The sequence below is a fragment of the Paenibacillus elgii NBRC 100335 genome, assembly GCF_004000865.1.
Lineage (GTDB): Bacteria > Bacillota > Bacilli > Paenibacillales > NBRC-103111 > Paenibacillus_G > Paenibacillus_G elgii.
Window position 1 is genome coordinate 1 of sequence record NZ_BIMB01000044.1, and the last position, 16,597, is coordinate 16,597.

At 47.6% G+C, this 16,597-nt stretch carries 18 protein-coding genes; 14 read left to right on the forward strand and 4 right to left on the reverse strand.

The features are described 5' to 3' along the window. The 7 genes from PEL01S_RS25520 to PEL01S_RS25550 form a co-directional block, all read left to right on the forward strand. Positions 1 to 228 (forward strand): LPXTG cell wall anchor domain-containing protein (locus PEL01S_RS25520; protein WP_164824318.1); only part of this gene is annotated, 228 nt, incomplete at its 5' end. A gap of 19 nt (positions 229 to 247) precedes the next feature. Continuing rightward, positions 248 to 1,027, forward strand: a complete 780-nt coding sequence (gene srtB, locus PEL01S_RS25525; protein ID WP_127462213.1) for a class B sortase — start codon at positions 248 to 250, stop codon at positions 1,025 to 1,027. A gap of 233 nt (positions 1,028 to 1,260) precedes the next feature. Next, positions 1,261 to 1,464, forward strand: a complete 204-nt coding sequence (locus tag PEL01S_RS25530; RefSeq protein WP_174807005.1) for a DoxX family protein — start codon at positions 1,261 to 1,263, stop codon at positions 1,462 to 1,464. A gap of 14 nt (positions 1,465 to 1,478) precedes the next feature. Then, a complete protein-coding gene (locus PEL01S_RS25535; protein ID WP_127462215.1) occupies positions 1,479 to 1,943 on the forward strand; it encodes a DUF8821 family protein in 465 nt (154 codons plus the stop codon). 262 nt (positions 1,944 to 2,205) lie between these two features. Then, positions 2,206 to 2,862: a hypothetical protein gene (locus tag PEL01S_RS25540; protein ID WP_255320162.1), complete on the forward strand. Its 657-nt coding sequence runs from the start codon at positions 2,206 to 2,208 to the stop codon at positions 2,860 to 2,862. 74 nt (positions 2,863 to 2,936) lie between these two features. Beyond that, complete coding sequence (locus PEL01S_RS25545) at positions 2,937 to 4,205, forward strand: SMI1/KNR4 family protein (RefSeq protein WP_127462272.1); 1,269 nt, start codon at positions 2,937 to 2,939, stop codon at positions 4,203 to 4,205. Between the two features lie 101 nt (positions 4,206 to 4,306). Next, the gene (locus PEL01S_RS25550; RefSeq protein ID WP_255320163.1) at positions 4,307 to 5,071 is read left to right on the forward strand and encodes a hypothetical protein; all 765 of its coding nucleotides are present in this window, start codon (positions 4,307 to 4,309) and stop codon (positions 5,069 to 5,071) included. Between the two features lie 80 nt (positions 5,072 to 5,151). Here PEL01S_RS25550 and PEL01S_RS25555 read toward each other — a convergent pair whose 3' ends face one another. Together PEL01S_RS25555 and PEL01S_RS25560 are read right to left on the reverse strand one after the other, a co-directional pair. After that, entirely contained in the window at positions 5,152 to 6,318 is a 1,167-nt protein-coding gene (locus PEL01S_RS25555; RefSeq protein ID WP_127462221.1) for an MFS transporter, read from the reverse strand. A 137-nt stretch (positions 6,319 to 6,455) separates the two neighbouring features. After that, on the reverse strand, positions 6,456 to 7,046 hold the full coding sequence (locus tag PEL01S_RS25560; RefSeq protein ID WP_127462223.1) for a TetR/AcrR family transcriptional regulator: 591 nt from the start codon (positions 7,044 to 7,046) through the stop codon (positions 6,456 to 6,458). 191 nt (positions 7,047 to 7,237) lie between these two features. Here PEL01S_RS25560 and PEL01S_RS25565 point away from each other — a divergent pair, with 191 nt between their 5' ends. The 7 genes from PEL01S_RS25565 to PEL01S_RS25595 all read left to right on the forward strand — a co-directional run bounded on the left by PEL01S_RS25565 (position 7,238) and on the right by PEL01S_RS25595 (position 14,811). Next, positions 7,238 to 7,816 carry a TMEM175 family protein gene (locus tag PEL01S_RS25565; protein WP_127462274.1) on the forward strand — a complete coding sequence of 193 codons (579 nt, stop codon included), beginning with the start codon at positions 7,238 to 7,240 and terminating at the stop codon, positions 7,814 to 7,816. A 60-nt stretch (positions 7,817 to 7,876) separates the two neighbouring features. Next, a complete protein-coding gene (locus tag PEL01S_RS25570; RefSeq protein ID WP_127462224.1) occupies positions 7,877 to 8,758 on the forward strand; it encodes a hypothetical protein in 882 nt (293 codons plus the stop codon). Between the two features lie 335 nt (positions 8,759 to 9,093). Next, positions 9,094 to 10,593 carry a malate:quinone oxidoreductase gene (locus tag PEL01S_RS25575; protein WP_127462226.1) on the forward strand — a complete coding sequence of 500 codons (1,500 nt, stop codon included), beginning with the start codon at positions 9,094 to 9,096 and terminating at the stop codon, positions 10,591 to 10,593. Positions 10,594 to 10,808: 215 nt separating this feature from the next. Further along, positions 10,809 to 11,816 (forward strand): ABC transporter substrate-binding protein, encoded by a 1,008-nt coding sequence (locus PEL01S_RS25580; protein ID WP_127462227.1) that lies wholly within the window; start codon positions 10,809 to 10,811, stop codon positions 11,814 to 11,816. A 193-nt stretch (positions 11,817 to 12,009) separates the two neighbouring features. After that, positions 12,010 to 12,573 carry an alkyl hydroperoxide reductase subunit C gene (ahpC, locus tag PEL01S_RS25585; protein WP_036692003.1) on the forward strand — a complete coding sequence of 188 codons (564 nt, stop codon included), beginning with the start codon at positions 12,010 to 12,012 and terminating at the stop codon, positions 12,571 to 12,573. Positions 12,574 to 12,586: 13 nt separating this feature from the next. Continuing rightward, positions 12,587 to 14,116 (forward strand): alkyl hydroperoxide reductase subunit F, encoded by a 1,530-nt coding sequence (gene ahpF / locus PEL01S_RS25590; protein ID WP_127462229.1) that lies wholly within the window; start codon positions 12,587 to 12,589, stop codon positions 14,114 to 14,116. Between the two features lie 113 nt (positions 14,117 to 14,229). Next, positions 14,230 to 14,811 (forward strand): Crp/Fnr family transcriptional regulator, encoded by a 582-nt coding sequence (locus tag PEL01S_RS25595; protein WP_127462230.1) that lies wholly within the window; start codon positions 14,230 to 14,232, stop codon positions 14,809 to 14,811. Between the two features lie 11 nt (positions 14,812 to 14,822). On the opposite strand, the gene PEL01S_RS25600 is transcribed toward PEL01S_RS25595, so the two are convergent. Then, complete coding sequence (locus PEL01S_RS25600; RefSeq protein WP_127462231.1) at positions 14,823 to 15,518, reverse strand: DUF4386 domain-containing protein; 696 nt, start codon at positions 15,516 to 15,518, stop codon at positions 14,823 to 14,825. Between the two features lie 58 nt (positions 15,519 to 15,576). Beyond that, positions 15,577 to 16,458, reverse strand: a complete 882-nt coding sequence (locus PEL01S_RS25605; protein ID WP_127462232.1) for an alpha/beta fold hydrolase — start codon at positions 16,456 to 16,458, stop codon at positions 15,577 to 15,579. Positions 16,459 to 16,597 lie beyond the last annotated feature (139 nt).

Genomic DNA, 16,597 nt, shown 5'->3' on the forward strand with positions numbered 1-16,597 from the left:
AACGTCGACAACGGAAGCCGCGAAGGCAACAAGGGACCGGGCAACGTCGACAACGGAAGCCGCGAAGGCAATAAGGGACCTGGCAACGTCGACAACGAGCTGGACGATGTTCCGAAAACAGGGGATAGCAGCGTATCGCCAATCTTCTATATGGCTTTGGCGCTGATGTCCTTGATTACGATCGGACTCTGTCTGCTCGACAGAAAGAAGAAAAAGCACATCCAGTAACCGGAAAGGCGGTAAGAAAATGAGTAAAATCAAAAAATTTCTTATCGCCGTTTCCTTCCTTCTGTTGGTATTTTCTCTTGCCACTGTTGCGAGAACTCTCCTGCGGGATTATGCCGAGCAACAGAAAATAGAAGATATTGCCAAAATTCGGAAGGAAGAGTCGGACAAAGGCGGAGGGGAGGCAATCCCCTCCGCTTTGATTACGAAGGCGCATGAGCCGGTCATGCTTCCCGAATTTCGCGAGCTTCATGAGAGAAACCCGGACATCGTCGGTTGGCTGAAGATTGACGATACCCGAATTAATTACCCGATTATGCAGAACCCGCAGGATGCGGAGTACTATCTCAATCATGATTTCGATAAAAATGAAAGCAAAAGCGGCCTCCCCTTTTTGGACGCGCACAGCCGGATTAACGGTTCGGATATTTTGCTGATTCACGGGCATCACATGAAAAACGGCTGGATGTTCGCAGATTTGTTGAAATACAAGAAAGAAAGCTTTTATAAGGAGCATGCTACGTTCCAGTTCAGTACGCTTTACGAAAAGGAAGAGTATGAGATTGTCGCCGTTATTGAGTCAGAAGTTTATCGCAAATCAGACGACGTTTTTAAATACTACCAGATTGAGAAGGTAAGTACATCCGCAGAGTTCGATTCGTATGTTCAGAACATCAAAAAACTCGCTCTTTACGACACGGGCGTGACAGCCCGGTATGGCGACAAGCTTATTGTACTGTCTACGTGTGAGTACTCGACTGAAAACGGTCGGTTAGCGGTGGTCGCCCGAAAGCGTAAATGACGATATTGAAATACAGAGTCTTGCTTCATATCACGTTCTCCCTTGGAGGACGTGATTTTTTTGAATATGGCCTCGGCGGCAGCTTGTTTCGACTAACGGAGCACGGTTTAATGAGATGCTTATAAATATTGTTGACATGACACCAAACAGTGTCCTATAATCAAAAGAGACACCAAAGGGTGGCCGATTCTGGATTGGAATTTTGAAACTTTGGAATCTTGAAATATTGCAGTATGAACAAGCTACACTTGAATCAAAATGATAAGGAGGAAACAAATGAGTGTAACCATTCTAGGTATTGGAAAGTACTTGGGGCGATAGCCATACTCGTGCAGGGTTTTCCGCGGCTAAAAGAATGGGCATACACAGGGATTTTCTTTGATATGATGGGCGCGGCTGCACCACACGTTTTCAGTTCCGCATTGTATAATAAATAATGGGAGGAAAGGAAATGTCCTATATCGTTGATTTTAAAAATGTTTCTACGGTTGGTTTAGAGTCTTCGCCTGTAGTAGATGCGCTTGCCGGTTTACGTGCTAATGAAGCCCGTTACTTCATGAACAAGTACAAGCATGAATTTACGGTTATACCAGCTAGCGAAAGCCAGGAGACCCTTGATTATGTGAACCGAATTTTGAAAGAAGAACGTGATATTACGTTTGCGGCCAAGCCATTAGAAACGTCGCGTTTTCAAGTGGAAAATATTAAATGGGCCTTCGTCTTTTATGAGGATGGTCTAGAGGTCAACGTCTTGTATACGGTTGATGACCCTAAGAAGCGGGCCGTTGGTTTTAAGCTTTCTGAGGGGATGGAGATACCGAAGGAGTTAGAAGAGAAGTTTAAGTTTGCTAGACAGAAGTCTAAACTAGCTGGAACAATTCGAGGTTCGTATTTTGTGATTAAGGGAGAATATTAAAGTAAGAAAAAGCGCAAGCACAGCGGTGGGGGACGGACCCCCGTTTGTGAGACAGGGATCAAGGGCATTATCAGCGGGCGTTCCTTTGCGGGACATGCTCATGATAATGCCTTTTTCTTTTATAGCCTCCTGAGGTGGCAAGTTGCAGACGAGCACACAGTTTCATAAAATAGGTAGTTAATAGAATGGAGTTGAAACAATGGTACAAGAAGTAATCTCCTTGGTGTGCGGGACATGCGGCAGTTTATCGGAGCCGGTCAAGATGGAGAGTGAGTTTTTTGATATCGTTGGTTTCGAAAATGATGTTATGGAATGGTCTGATTACGAAAACGAAGTTCCTTCGCTAGATGCTCCCCATTGGGTATGGTCAGATCGCCCGCCTGTGCAAGGTCAGGTTAGAACAGTGAAAGTACGTCATCCTTTCCATATGAAGGCAGGAGAACCCTTTTGGATGTTATACACTCCGGTATCTTCCAGTCTCAATGGGTGGGATTCTCATCCGGAAGAGATTGAGCTTTCTTCTTTTGTTCAGTGTTCCATTGAATGTGTGCTTGAACGGAATGATTTAAAAGCGTGGTTGCGAGTTAAGGTCTTAGAGGTATGGATGATTAAAGATTTTAATAATCGTCTTCCGGCCCGAAATGGGAGCAGCGGGTATTTGGATGATTTTAAGATGTTTGGGAACCCGTACATATACCTTTACCGGAAATGGCTATTTATCAGCGCAGGCGCACAGGGAGATTTTGGCGTATGGGGACTCGTAAAACAAATGGATAGTCAGTATCATATGCTAGTATATGGAGATTGGGGCTTTCATAAAAACAATGCTTTTGGAGGCAACATCCTGTTACCTAAGCATCAAATGGAGGAATGGATCAAGCAGGCGATGCAGAATAATCGCTACGAGAAGGTAGAGTGACAAGGGAGGTCAATAGGTTGTTTTGGAAGAAAGAAACGCAGCTTGATCGAATAAAAAACAAACTCGAAAAGGCCATGCGCAAAGACACGGATTTTTTGGTGTTTGGGGCGTCCTCACACAAATACAGGGTTTATGAAAAGCTTACAGCAAAAGAGCTTGCGGACTGGCAAGCAAAAAATCAGGTCTCACTCCCGGAGCCTTATACGCAGTTTTTAACGAAAGTCGGAAATGGAGGCGCCGGGCCGTATTACGGAATTTATTCGATTGAAAAGGCCACTTCCTATACCGAAAGAAATGCACTCACTGCAAAATGCGTTCTGCACCCCAGAATGACAAAAGAGGAATGGAACCGTCTAACCGAACCCTTGACCAATGATGAGGACATCTCCGACTCGGAATACGACGCCGCCTGTAATATGGTGATGGGCGGCATGCTGTGCATCGGCACACAAGGCTGCGAATACGATATGTATCTCGTGCTTGAAGGAGAACACAGAGGGAAAATCGTTTACACTTCAGGTTTTTATCCTGATCATCCCTTTTTCTTTGTCTATGAAGACAACTTTCTGGACTGGTATGAGCGCTGGCTGGATGAAATTATTCTGGATTATGACATCGCGTGGTTTGGCAGCAAAATGCCGGGCGATGAAAATGCGTTGATCCAGGTTTATCACAACGCCCCAAACGAAGAAATCAAATCAAAAGCGCTTGACGGAATGTTCAAGTTTAAGAAAATCTCGCAGCCAACCATTGATTTTTTAAAAAACGTTGCGGATCAAGGACAAAAAGATCGCATCACCGCCATTCAGCTCATCTGCAAAACCTCTGTTGACGCGGGAAGAGACTATCTTTTGGAGCTGCTGCATTCGGATAGAACTGAGGATTTATTACACGCTTTACAGATTCTGAATTGGTATGGTAAATCTGTCGATTTATCGGAATTTATAAAAGTGATAGTGCAAAGTCTCGACAGGGTACACGACCCGGAAACGTTACGTCATGTGGGGTATGTTTTGGAGCCTTCCGGCGCGATTACATTCCAAAACTTTGCGCCCTTTTTGTGCCACGCCGACTCGGATATACAAACCGCTGCAATCTATGCCACACGCAGTTGCAATGACAAATCGGATAATTGGGAGATCATTGAACAGGTGTTAATGGGTGGCAACAAGGAGGTTGTGAAAAACTCTATTCTATTTTGGGGCATTGTCCCTCATGAGAAGTTATTGCCTTATTATAAGGCTGCATGGCCGGAATATAAAAACAATAATAATTTCAGGGAAAAATTTATAGATTGTTTGAAAGAATTAAATTTGCCGGATGATTATTTTGATAAAGAATAAATTCGAAATAACTTTATGAACGGAGGGAGAGCTTGCTTAAGTGGAATAGCGATGTATGGAGAAAGCTGACAGGCCCGTACGGATCTGCCGAGAACGTACCTGTGTTATTGCAGCAGCTCATGGGGGAATATAGCCAGGAGATTTTTGACGAACTCTTTCAGGAGCATTTGTTCCATCAAAATACGATCTATACGGCTACCTACGCGGCGATGCCGTTTTTGGCGCAAATTGCCTGTTCTACATCGGATGCGGAAGTGCGCAAAGAGCTGTTTATCAATTGCGGTATCATCGAGGCAAGCCGTGATGGGCGCGATGGGGCGCCATTTCCGGAATCTTGGGCGGAACTGGCCGAAGATGCAGGCAGCTCCGTTTGTACCGAATTGTATCGCGAATATATAGAGGCCATTGGCAAACTCAAGGTGCTTACAAAGGAAGTATTCGCCTATACAGCCCACCATTCCATCGATGAGACGGAGAAACGTTATATTCTTGTCGCGGACGCCGCTTATCGAGGTTCGTATAACGTTGCCAACATGCTGATGACGTTTATTCACGGGGATGAGTATGTGGCCGTGTGTCCTGCCTGCGAGGAAGATGTATTCCTATGGCCTAATGAAGACAATACAGAAATCCTTCAAGCCTACGAACACGATCCCGTCTTTCACACTGGCCAGGAATCACACGTCATCGTTCCGGCAACGTCCTTGGCAGATGAAGAAATACGAACATTGGCGGAGCGGGCGGAGGTGATCGGAGAGCCGACGTTAGCCGGGCATCTGCATTATTTAGCGGGGGAAACATCATGCCCGTCCTGCCGCGAGAAAATTTCTATATGGCCGTCTTTACTTAGCACGTTTACGATGTAGAGCTGCAAGTTAAGGGGGCGGGGAGAAACTAGGAGCTGTCACACCGTGACAAGCTCCTTCACATATATCCAATAGAAAAACTAACACTTACTCTTCACCGCGATGGCTGGCGTTTCATCCCTCTTGAAGTAAGGCAGCAATGAAATCAAGCCCAGAATCGCCAGAATGAAACCTACCCATAACGGAGAACGGAGTCCGTATCCAGCGTCGATGACCAATCCTCCGATGGAAGAGCCGGCGACGACGCCGAGGCTAATAACGGACCCGTGAACGGTTGTAACCAGCGTGCCGGTCCCTGCAACGCGGGTAATGCGGGTCGACATCGCGGGATTCAGGGTTACTCCCGTTAGTCCGATCAGTATGACGGCAATGACAGAAACGTACGGACTGTGGGCATAGATTCCAAACATCATCAGCGTGGCAGTCAAGAGTATCAATCCTATGGTTAGGGTTGGCATCATATACCGATCCGCAAATCTGCCGGTAACCAGGTTTCCAGCCACCGTCGCGATGCCGTATATCCCTAACAGAAGCGGAATCGTCACTGTGTCGAAGCCGGAGAGGTCGGTCAAGATAGGCGCAAAATAGCTGAATGCGGCAAACGTCGCGCCGATAATGAGAAGGCTGGTCGCATAGGCAGCCCATAGATTTGGATTTTTGAAGCTCGCCAGTTCGCTGCGCAAACTAACGGATTCCGGCTTAGCCGCAGCGGGGATCACTTTCATGCCCAAAAGGCCAGACAGCAAAACCAGCACGACAACTGCCCAAAAACTGGAGCGCCATCCGAAGTATTGGTTGAAGAGCATCGCCGCGGGCAAGCCGAGCGCCGTGGCCACCATTAAACCGCCAAGGACGATCGATGCGGCACGACCGCGGTACTGAGGACTGACGAAGTCAAAGCAAATGCCAAGCGAAACGCCGAAGCAAGCAGCGGAGGAGACGCCGGTAATGATCCGGGCAATCATCATCATCTCATAACCGATGGCTAACGCGCCAAGCGTCTGACCGAAGAGGAATAGGGCTGAAATCCATAAGAAAGCCCTTTTCTTCGACACTTTGGACAAACCAATCGCTAACAAAGGCCCCCCCACAATCATTCCCGCAGCATAAGCGGATATAAGGTAGCCGATGGAAGCAATGGATACGTCAAATTCCTTCGATAACGAAGTCATGATTCCGGCCACCGTAAATTCGGCAGTGGTCATGGAAAAGATCATCATTCCCAGTACGTAAATAGCAAACGGCATACAAGTAACCTCCAGTTTTCAAACAAATTGTAATGGTTAGTACAAAATTGGGCGTGGTAATGCTTCTATGGAGTTCTGTTCAGGCGCCCTCACTTTTTTATTAATCAGTACAAAATTAGCCATAAAAAAGCGCAACGCTAGAACAAGACTTCCAACGTTGCTTTGGCCATCTGAACGGCCCTTTCACGATTCTGAGCAGCGGCATTGAGTACCCGGAGTCCATAATAATTGCTTAGAAAGAGGTGGGCTAAATCCGAAGCCTGATGTGTCCGCGAGATTTCTCCCGACATCTGCCCTGCCTCAATCGCCTGTTGCAGAGCCTGCTCCAGCAAATCCACGTGACGCTTGAATAGGCTTTCGACCGCCGGATCTCTTTGTGCGCGCTCCATGGCAGCATTGATCAATAGGCAGCCTCTTCGATTCTCGTATGAAAAGTCCTCTTGGATCGCCCAATCGAGCAAAGCACGAAGCCGGTCTTTTACAGGTCCTTGCTGGTTAAGGATCTCAATCTGGGCTTGGATGCCGGTCTCATGGTAACGTAAGAGGGCTTGTTCATAAAGCTCGTGCTTGCTTCCGTAGGCATTGTATAAGCTTCCTCTTCCAAGACCGGTTTGTTTGCACAGATCCTCTGTCGAGCAAGCTTCGTAACCATGTTCCCAGAACAATTCCATAGCCGCATCGATCACAGCGGTATCTTTAAACTCCCGTGGTCTTCCGCTTTTACTCACCTTAGTCCACTCCCTTCCTGCACAATCTAATAAAAACATCATAATAATTTTGTACTGACCTGTCAAATATATGCTTGGAGCGGGTACTGTTCGAGTACGTGCAAGTTAAGCTTGACAAGATGTACCGTTTTATGCAAAGTTACTGGTGTCAAAAGGCTAAAAGAGCGCGAGAAGCGAGAAAGGTGAACCTTATGAAAGCGAACCGGATGGAAGCGTTCAGCGATGGCGTGTTGGCGATTATTATTACGATCATGGTGCTGGAATTCAAATTGCCGGAAGGCCATGACTGGTATGCGCTAATCGGACTTGGCCCGAAAATTCTCAGCTACATCTTCAGCTTCGTCTATATCGGCATCTACTGGAATAATCATCATCACCTGCTGCACATGGTTCGAACGGTGCACGGGCGGTTGATGTGGCTTAACCTGCTGCTGCTCTTCTGGCTATCTCTTATACCGTTCACGACGGCTTGGATGGGGGAAAGCCATTTTGCACCTACTCCAACGGCGCTGTACGGCATTATTTTACTGCTATCAGCGCTCTCGTACCGGCTGCTTCAGCTCGCGATTATTCAACAGCATTCCGGCGATTCCTCCTTCGTCGTATCGATGGGCAAAGACTGGAAGGTGAAATTATCTCCTTTTCTCTACTTGATCGCGGTACTGACCGCCTATGTGAGTCCTTGGATATCGTGCTTCTTTTTCGTACTCGTTGCCATCATCTGGTTCGTGCCGGATAAGCGAATCGAGCATGCTCTGAGAGGCCAGTAAGCGAGAGAAGGCTGGGAATTGGTTTCGTAGAACTTACCAATAGAAAGGTTGGAAGCATAGATGGGTATGCACGAAATTGAAGGCGCTGTTGATGGCGTTGTTCTTGTATTGGATGAAAGTCCTCTCAGCGCGGCTTTGGATATGCGCTCCATTTACGATTCCCTGGCTCGTTTTGTGGGAAGATGGGACGCTTCGTTTCAACATTTTCACGTACTTGCGCCTTTGGTGAAGCACAGGTATACCTATGCGTTTCCGGTAACGGAGCACCCCGAATACGAGCGGCATCAGGCGTACTTTGACGGGCTAAGAAAGCAGAAATCCCTGCTGCGTCATCCCGACCGCGAGTGGGACTGGGAGACCAATCGTGAAGTAGGCACCTACTGCCATCCGATGGAAGCTTGGGGAGGGCAATATTTGGACCAAATACCGGAGCATCTGCGGAATGTCGGCATGATCTACGTTGATGCGGGCAGCGAGCTTTGGCAGATGTTCGTGGACGCTGGCAAATTGACCGGCAAAGACACGGAACCGCCTCGGGATATTCCTTTGGAGGAGATCATCAGCATGACGCTGTCGGAAGCGCGCAAGCAGAATGAGAAGTTTCTGATCAGCATCTGGTATCCTCTCATGGCTGCCTATGTGATCTTGAATGCGATGGATAAGGCCTGGCAAACGGAGAGCGGCATGCCGCAGGACGGCTACAGCGCCCAGATGGTGATGGCAAATCCACATTTTCAAGCGATACGGAGCCTGATCATTGAAACTCGCGCTTATGAATACAACAACGATTACGGTCTCACCCGATTACCGGCCGAAGAGGATTTTGAGAAAGGGTTCCAAATACTGGACGACAGTCTGGCGGAACAGGGATGGGGGCAGTTTCTCGACTGGTGGTATGAACCGCTCAAGAACCATTATGCGGAAAAACGCAATCAGGCGTAGCGATTCATCCAAAATCAGCATGGAGATCAGTGCTGAAAATGATAAACCAAAGCCATAACCCTGGTAATTAGCGGGGGTAAGGCTTTGGTTTTTTGTGTATTCCTAGGGTTTTATGGACGATTTCTCACTTCTTAACTGCAATCACTTGAATTTTCCGGCTTTTAAATAGCAGGCAACTATCATATAATAGTAGATATATTAATCTTGATTTAAGAATGACAGGTTATAATTGATCCAGAAAAGGGTGTGACTAGGTCGCGCCCTAGCTTGCTGTGTAGCCTAAAGCAAGAGTGCCACATCTTTTCTTCAAATAATAGCGCGTAAGGACGGTTAAAATGAGTAACAGACAAACCAAAACAGACGTTATCTTAATTGGTGCTGGAATCATGAGTGCGACTTTAGGAACGCTGCTGAAGGAATTAGTACCGGACTGGAACATTACAGTTTTTGAGAAGCTCGCAACCGCAGGAGAAGAAAGCTCTAACGAATGGAATAATGCGGGAACGGGGCATGCTGCACTGTGCGAGCTTAACTACACCGTCGAAAAACAGGACGGATCCATAGATATTAGCAAAGCGATCAAAATTAACGAAGAGTATCAGATTTCAAAGCAGTTTTGGTCTTATCTTGTAAAAAGCAACCTGATTCGCAATCCGCAGGACTTTATCATGCCCTTGCCTCATTTGAGTTTAGTGCAAGGGGAAGATAATGTAACGTTTTTGAAAAAGCGTTTCGAAGCGATGTCCGACAATCCTCTGTTCCAAGGGATGGAGTTTTCCGATGACCCGGAAAAACTGATGGAATGGATTCCGCTGATTATGAACGGCCGGACCACGGATGAACCTATGGCGGCCACAAGAATCGAATCTGGAACGGATGTCAACTTTGGCGCTTTAACGCGTATGCTGTTCGATCACTTAAAGAGCAAGAACGTCGATATCAAATACAAGCATAGTGTAGATGATATTAAACGTGCCAGCGACGGCTCGTGGGAATTGAAAGTACGCAATGTCGATAGCGGTACCGTCGAACGCCATACGGCGAAATTCGTCTTTATCGGCGGCGGTGGAGGAAGCTTGCCTTTGCTGCAAAAATCCGGTATTCCCGAAGGGAAGCATATCGGAGGATTCCCGGTAAGCGGACTATTTATGGTGTGCAAAAATCCGGATGTCGTAGCGCAGCATCATGCCAAAGTATACGGTAAGGCTAAAGTCGGCGCTCCTCCGATGTCTGTTCCGCATCTGGACACCAGATTTATCGACAACAAAAAATCGTTGCTCTTTGGACCGTTTGCCGGCTTCTCGCCTAAGTTTTTGAAAACCGGCTCCATGTTCGATTTGATAGGCTCCGTAAAGCCGAATAACGTCTTCACGATGTTGGCGGCAGGTGCCAAAAACGTTCCATTGACGAAATACCTGATCCAGCAAGTGATGTTATCGAAAGAACAGCGCATGGAAGAGCTGCGCGAGTTTATCCCGAACGCCAAAAGCGAGGATTGGGATATCGTGGTAGCGGGACAGCGTGTGCAGGTTATCAAAGATACGGCTGCCGGCAAAGGAACGCTTCAATTCGGTACGGAAGTGGTTAATGCCGCGGATGGCTCGATCGCTGCATTGCTCGGGGCCTCCCCGGGAGCTTCGACCGCCGTTTCCGTTATGCTTGAGTTAATCAAAAGATGCTTCCCGCAGCAATTAAAAGCGTGGGAACCGAAAATCAAAGAAATGATTCCTTCTTATGGCGTATCACTGCTGAAAAACCCGGAGCTTATCGAAGAAATTCATACTTCGACAGGGCGGGCGCTTGGTCTAAGCAACGAACTGCAGCCTGCCATATAGACGGAAAAAATAAAAATGAATGTAGCGGCCTTCGTCCCTGGGACGGAGGCCGTTTAGTTTTGCCTGCAATCCTTCGTAACGGGTCAACGGACAATCCATTTGACAGGCTAATTGATAATGATTATAGTTATCAATTAGATTGCTGATCAATCTATTGTTCGGTTGAAGATGTTTGCGGCAACATCCATCATAAATAAACGGAGGGAGGGCATCCTATGAACTGGAAACGTACATATCCATGGGTAGGACTGCTGTTAGGAGCTGTAATAGCGGGAAGCGGATGCTCAAACACAACGGATCACGGCGCAGTCTCCAGCACTTCTCCGTCGGCATCCTCTCCGGATGATTCTTCAACAGTGAAGCCCGCCGCTGAGCGTGTGCTGAAGGATGCGTTGGGGCACGAAGTGAAAATACCGTCTAACCCCCAGAGGATTGTAGCATCCTATTTGGAGGATCATCTGGTTGCTCTTGGGGTGAAGCCGGTCGCCCAATGGTCCGTCGGCAACGGAAAATCGGTTCAAAGCTACCTCCAGAAGGAGCTTTACGGGATTCCGACCATTCCAAGCGATCTTCCCTTTGAATCGGTCATGAGCTTTGCTCCGGACTTAATCCTCATAGATAGTGCGGAGCAGGTAGCTGGGGACAAATACGCCCAATATGCCAAGATTGCTCCGACATTCACCGTGGGGAACGGAGTCAACAATGACTGGCGGCAGGAATTCATGACTGTGGCCGAGGTGTTGAATAAAAGCGAGGAAGCTAAGAAGGTTTTGGAGAATTACGATGTGAAGGTGAAGGAAGCCAAGGAGAAATTAAAGCAGGCCATCGGAAACAAATCCGTGGCTGTTCTCTGGGTAACCGAGAAAACGGTATATGTGCCTAACGAGCATCTATCCAGCGGCGACGTTCTGTACCGGGACCTGGGGCTAACCGTGCCGGAAGAAATTAAGAAAATTTCCGAAACGGCTAAAGCCAATTGGAATCCCATTACGATGGAGAAGCTTGCTCAAATGAACATTGACTATCTGTTTATTGTGAACAGCAAGGGCGCAACGAAAGAGCAGATACTAAAGGATCCGGTTTGGTCCGGTATTCCTGCAGTCAAAAACGAGCACGTATTCGAATATGATCGTACCTCAAGCTGGCTGTATACAGGTGCCATTGCGAATCGCCAGATGATCGACAACGTGCTGGAGAGTATCTTGAAGGAAAAAAACAAGTAAGCCATGACCGCTGTTCAACAGGACCAGTTACATCTCCTTTTTCCGGTTCTGCCGAAGGGCGCAGGTCTAGCCTCACGATCTTCATCATACCTTCATAATATCCTCATTGTAGCTTCATGATCAAAACGACGGTCTATGGTATTATTTATACATAAGCGAAAATTCAACCCAAATCTAAGGAGGAAAAATCAGTATGTCTCTTATCGGAACAGAAGTAAAACCATTCAAAGCATCGGCTTATCACAACGGGAAGTTTATCGATGTAACGGAAGCTGACTTCAAAGGAAAATGGAGCGTCGTTTGCTTCTACCCGGCCGACTTCACGTTCGTATGCCCGACGGAGCTTGAAGATCTGCAAAACCAATACGAAACGTTGAAAGGCCTCGGCGTTGAAGTATACTCCGTTTCCACGGATACTCACTTTACGCATAAAGCATGGCACGACAGCTCCGAGACAATCGGCAAAATCACTTACATCATGATCGGCGATCCTTCGCATACGATCTCCCGCAACTTCGACGTGTTGATCGAAGCTGACGGTCTGGCGGATCGTGGCACGTTCATTATCGATCCGGATGGCGTGATCCAAGCTGTTGAAATCAATGCAGGCGGTATCGGCCGCGATGCAAGCATTCTGGTGAACAAGATCAAAGCTGCTCAATATGTTCGCAACAACCCGGGCGAAGTGTGCCCTGCAAAATGGCAAGAAGGTTCCGCAACGCTGAAGCCGAGCCTCGATCTTGTCGGAAAGATCTAAGGAGTGAAAACTTATGGCACTGGACGCAGATATTAGAGAACAACTAAGTCAATACCTGCAGCTCATGGAAGGCGATGTGCAGATCCAAGTGAGTGCGGGGTCCGATGCCGTATCCCATGAAATGCTGGAGCTGGTGGATGAAATCGCCAGCTTATCCTCCAAAATTACGGTGGAAAGAACCGAATTGTCCCGAACGCCGAGCTTCCATGTGAACCGCGCGGGGGAAGACACGGGGATTGCTTTTGCCGGCATCCCCTTAGGACATGAGTTCACTTCCTTGGTCCTTGCGCTGCTGCAAGCGAGCGGAAGGCCGCCCAAGGTGGAACAGCACCTCATTGATCAGATCAAGAACATCCGCGGCGAATATCGTTTCGAGACCTACGTCAGCTTGAGCTGTCACAATTGTCCCGACGTCGTACAGGCCCTGAACGTCATGAGCGTCCTAAACCCTGGCATCTCGCATACGATGATCGACGGTGCGGCGTACAAAGCCGAGGTCGAGAGCAAAGACGTTATGGCTGTGCCTTCCGTTTACCTCAATGGCGAATTTTTCGGCAGCGGTCGCATGTCGCTTGAAGAGATTCTCGCCAAGCTGGGGACGGCTCCGGACGCATCCGAATTTGCGGACAAGGAACCGTACGACGTGCTTGTCGTCGGCGGGGGTCCCGCTGGCGCCAGCGCGGCGATCTATGCGGCACGCAAAGGCATTCGTACCGGGATTGTCGCCGAACGCTTTGGCGGTCAGGTCATGGATACGATGGGCATCGAGAACTTCATTAGCGTGAAATACACCGAAGGCCCTAAGCTTGTAGCGAGCCTTGAGGAGCATGTCAAAGAATACGGCATCGACGTGATGAAGCTCCAGCGTGCGAAGCGTTTGGAGAAGAAGGATCTCGTCGAAATCGAACTCGAAAACGGGGCTGTGTTAAAGAGCAAGACCGTCATTCTCTCCACTGGTGCTCGTTGGCGTAATGTCGGCGTTCCCGGCGAAGCGGAATTCAAGAACAAAGGCGTTGCTTACTGCCCTCACTGTGACGGCCCCTTATTTACAGGGAAAGACGTAGCCGTGATCGGCGGCGGCAACTCCGGCATCGAGGCGGCCATTGATCTTGCAGGTATCGTGAAGCACGTGACGGTGCTGGAGTTCATGCCCGAGCTGAAAGCCGATGCTGTCCTGCAGAAGCGACTGTACAGCCTCCCGAATGTGACGGTGCACAAGAACGTTCAAACCAAAGAAATTACCGGCACGGACAAAGTCAACGGGATTACGTATGTCGACCGCGATTCGGGGGAAGAGCATCATGTCGAATTGCAGGGCGTGTTTGTTCAGATCGGACTTGTTCCCAATACCGATTGGTTAGCGGATACGGTTGAGCGCACGCGCTTCGGCGAGATCGTCGTAGACCGTCATGGCGCTACAAACGTACCCGGTGTGTTTGCGGCAGGCGACTGCACCAATAGTCCTTATAAGCAGATCATCATTTCCATGGGATCGGGCGCAAACGCAGCCTTGGGCGCATTCGATTATCTTATACGAAATTAATAATACATTTTGCGTATACTATGAAAAGCCCCTATTTTATTTTAGGGGCTTTTTGGTGTAGGTTTATAATATAAACAAGGGATTCGGTTAGGATGAGAGGAAAGGAACGAAACATGAAAAGCATATTGTTCAAGTTGATGACTAAATTTACCTCGCTTACCGATGAGGAACAACGGGCGATCGCTGAAGATATCCTTGTGGAGGAATATAAAAAGGGAACCGTGCTCCTTAGACAAGGGGATGTCCCTACGAAATGCTATTTCGTGCTGAAGGGATGTGTAAGGCAGTACTCAATTGATGAAGCGGGAAAAGAAGTCACATCCAATTTCTACACGGAAGAGCAAGGGCTCTCGATTTTCAATCGTCATCAACAAAACAACCCGTCTGCGTACACTTTAACTTGTCTGGAAGACTGTGTATTGGTCGTTGGCGATCTTGATGCGGAAAAGGACATGCTTCACAAGCACTCCCAATTGGAAACCATGATACGTATGATGGTAGAAGAAACCCTGGGCGAGGTACAAGACGAATGGACTTCCTTTATCGCTTCGACACCCGAAGAACGCTACAGAGCGCTATTACGAAAAAGACCCCATCTGGTTAGTCGTGTACCACAGCATCAATTGGCGAGTTATCTTGGTATGACTCCAGAGTCATTAAGCAGAATCAAAAAGCGAATACATACCAACGGCTGATAGGAAAGCTATCATGCGCTTTTGGGGAATTTTCCTCCTCTGAGCAGCAGCCATATTCCAAAGCCCAGTTCTCCGGCAATCATAGGTATAGCAAAAACAAGATTAAGTATGGCAATAGCCCCGTCATATTGGGGAAGAAACGTTTTGCTGAGGTGAATGATGATGTAGCCAATTGCAGCAAGCAGCAATAAAATGCCGATCACTTTAGGAATGCTGCCGGATTTCAAAGCCACATAGCCAATTATCAACAAATGCCCGCCAAAAACGATCAAACCGATGGACCAAATCGATTCGAACGCTTCAAGAAACAGCATCATAAGGGATTGAATTTGTTCGGTTTGAAATGAGGCTAAATAAGTTCCAGACCCCGAGAGATGCAGCACCACGATCAAGTTCAGGATGGCTATTCCCAATATAGCCGAATAGGTAAGACGGAGCCATGCGCCGAGCAAGGAAAGGTTTTTATTCATGGGCTTCAGGAAAATATAGAGAGCCCATGCGACGACGATGTCACTGATCAGGATGATGACCCATCCGAAAATTTCGGCTTTGAACAGGCCGCTTGATGATACGATGTTGTTAAATGTGGCGCCAGCGTTGCCTTTCACCACAAGGCTTCCATGGACAAAACCGTAGGAAAAAAACGAGACAAGCGCCATGATGATAAGGGATATACCCGCGGTTAAAGCCGATTTTCGCTCAGCCATAAGATAGCCTCCTAGATGACATGATTTATGTTCATTGTATTAGGAGGAGGTTGGCCGGTCATTGACTTAAGTCAAGAAATGCTTCGATTAACCACGGTTTTATCAAGGGCAAGACGGTGGCAGGCTGCATGGCTTTGGTATGATCCATGCCGTTTCCTTTTAAAATTTCGACGTCCCAGCCGAAGGATTTTAATTGCTTCTCATTTTTTTGCAACAAACCGATAATATCCACCGTGACGCTTCCAAAGCTCTCGCCATACACGATGGTATCTTTTTCACCTGCAAAAGCCAGTTTAGGGAAGCTCAAGCTGTCTTGAATTTTTTTGTCGTCAAAATCCATTAAGCTTTGATACATCGTGAAAAATTGCTTCGTTTGATTGGGATCGATTTTCACCTGGATGGTATTCCAATCGATTTCCTCAGGGCTGGTAGGTTCTTCGTGTGCATATTCAGGGATGTTTTGATGATTCATTGCTTGCTCGTAAGTTTTTTCCGTTACGGCTAACATTTCTTGATAGGGTCCTTCATACGGCGGGTATCCGCCCATAATCAGACTTTCCAGCCGGTTGGTTCTAATCGCCAATTGCAATCCGACCAAAGCTAACCAGGAGTAACCGTAATAACTAAACTTCCCAACATTCATTTCATCCGCGATGCGCAGAAGATCTTGTGCCATGTTTTCAGGTGTGAGACTGTTCGGTTGGGGATGTGCAAATAGGTGACTTTCATAGTCAAAATACATAACTTGAAACGTGTCGGAAAGTCCTTCAACGAAGTTTTTTCCTAGTTCAGGATCTACACCCCACAATTTCAAGCTCTCAGCTTCCTGGCCGTAAACGGATTTTTTCGCTACAGGCAGCATGATGACCTTGGCGGAAGGGTTTCCCGTTAAACCGACCTCCAATGTTGAGCCGTCATGTAATTCTACGATTTTTTTCACGATAATCACTCCTAACCGGTTTATACTACTACCATACAACATTCATGCAATCCTTCGGTTTCACATGAATGCAACAGCTAGGGGCGTGCTCATTTGATGGTTCTATGTTAACGTAGTACTTGAAGGTTTCACTTCAAGG

Coding starts and splice junctions, on each gene's coding strand:
- PEL01S_RS25570 (WP_127462224.1), top strand. CDS start 7,877: ATGGGTATGCACGAAATTGAAGGCGCTGTTGATGGCGTTGTTCTTGTA.
- PEL01S_RS25530 (WP_174807005.1), top strand. CDS start 1,261: ATGAACAAGCTACACTTGAATCAAAATGATAAGGAGGAAACAAATGAG.
- PEL01S_RS25535 (WP_127462215.1), top strand. CDS start 1,479: ATGTCCTATATCGTTGATTTTAAAAATGTTTCTACGGTTGGTTTAGAG.
- PEL01S_RS25575 (WP_127462226.1), top strand. CDS start 9,094: ATGAGTAACAGACAAACCAAAACAGACGTTATCTTAATTGGTGCTGGA.
- srtB (WP_127462213.1), top strand. CDS start 248: ATGAGTAAAATCAAAAAATTTCTTATCGCCGTTTCCTTCCTTCTGTTG.
- PEL01S_RS25545 (WP_127462272.1), top strand. CDS start 2,937: ATGCGCAAAGACACGGATTTTTTGGTGTTTGGGGCGTCCTCACACAAA.
- PEL01S_RS25595 (WP_127462230.1), top strand. CDS start 14,230: ATGAAAAGCATATTGTTCAAGTTGATGACTAAATTTACCTCGCTTACC.
- ahpC (WP_036692003.1), top strand. CDS start 12,010: ATGTCTCTTATCGGAACAGAAGTAAAACCATTCAAAGCATCGGCTTAT.
- PEL01S_RS25540 (WP_255320162.1), top strand. CDS start 2,206: ATGGAGAGTGAGTTTTTTGATATCGTTGGTTTCGAAAATGATGTTATG.
- ahpF (WP_127462229.1), top strand. CDS start 12,587: ATGGCACTGGACGCAGATATTAGAGAACAACTAAGTCAATACCTGCAG.
- PEL01S_RS25565 (WP_127462274.1), top strand. CDS start 7,238: ATGAAAGCGAACCGGATGGAAGCGTTCAGCGATGGCGTGTTGGCGATT.
- PEL01S_RS25555 (WP_127462221.1), bottom strand. CDS start 6,318: ATGCCGTTTGCTATTTACGTACTGGGAATGATGATCTTTTCCATGACC.
- PEL01S_RS25580 (WP_127462227.1), top strand. CDS start 10,809: ATGAACTGGAAACGTACATATCCATGGGTAGGACTGCTGTTAGGAGCT.
- PEL01S_RS25600 (WP_127462231.1), bottom strand. CDS start 15,518: ATGGCTGAGCGAAAATCGGCTTTAACCGCGGGTATATCCCTTATCATC.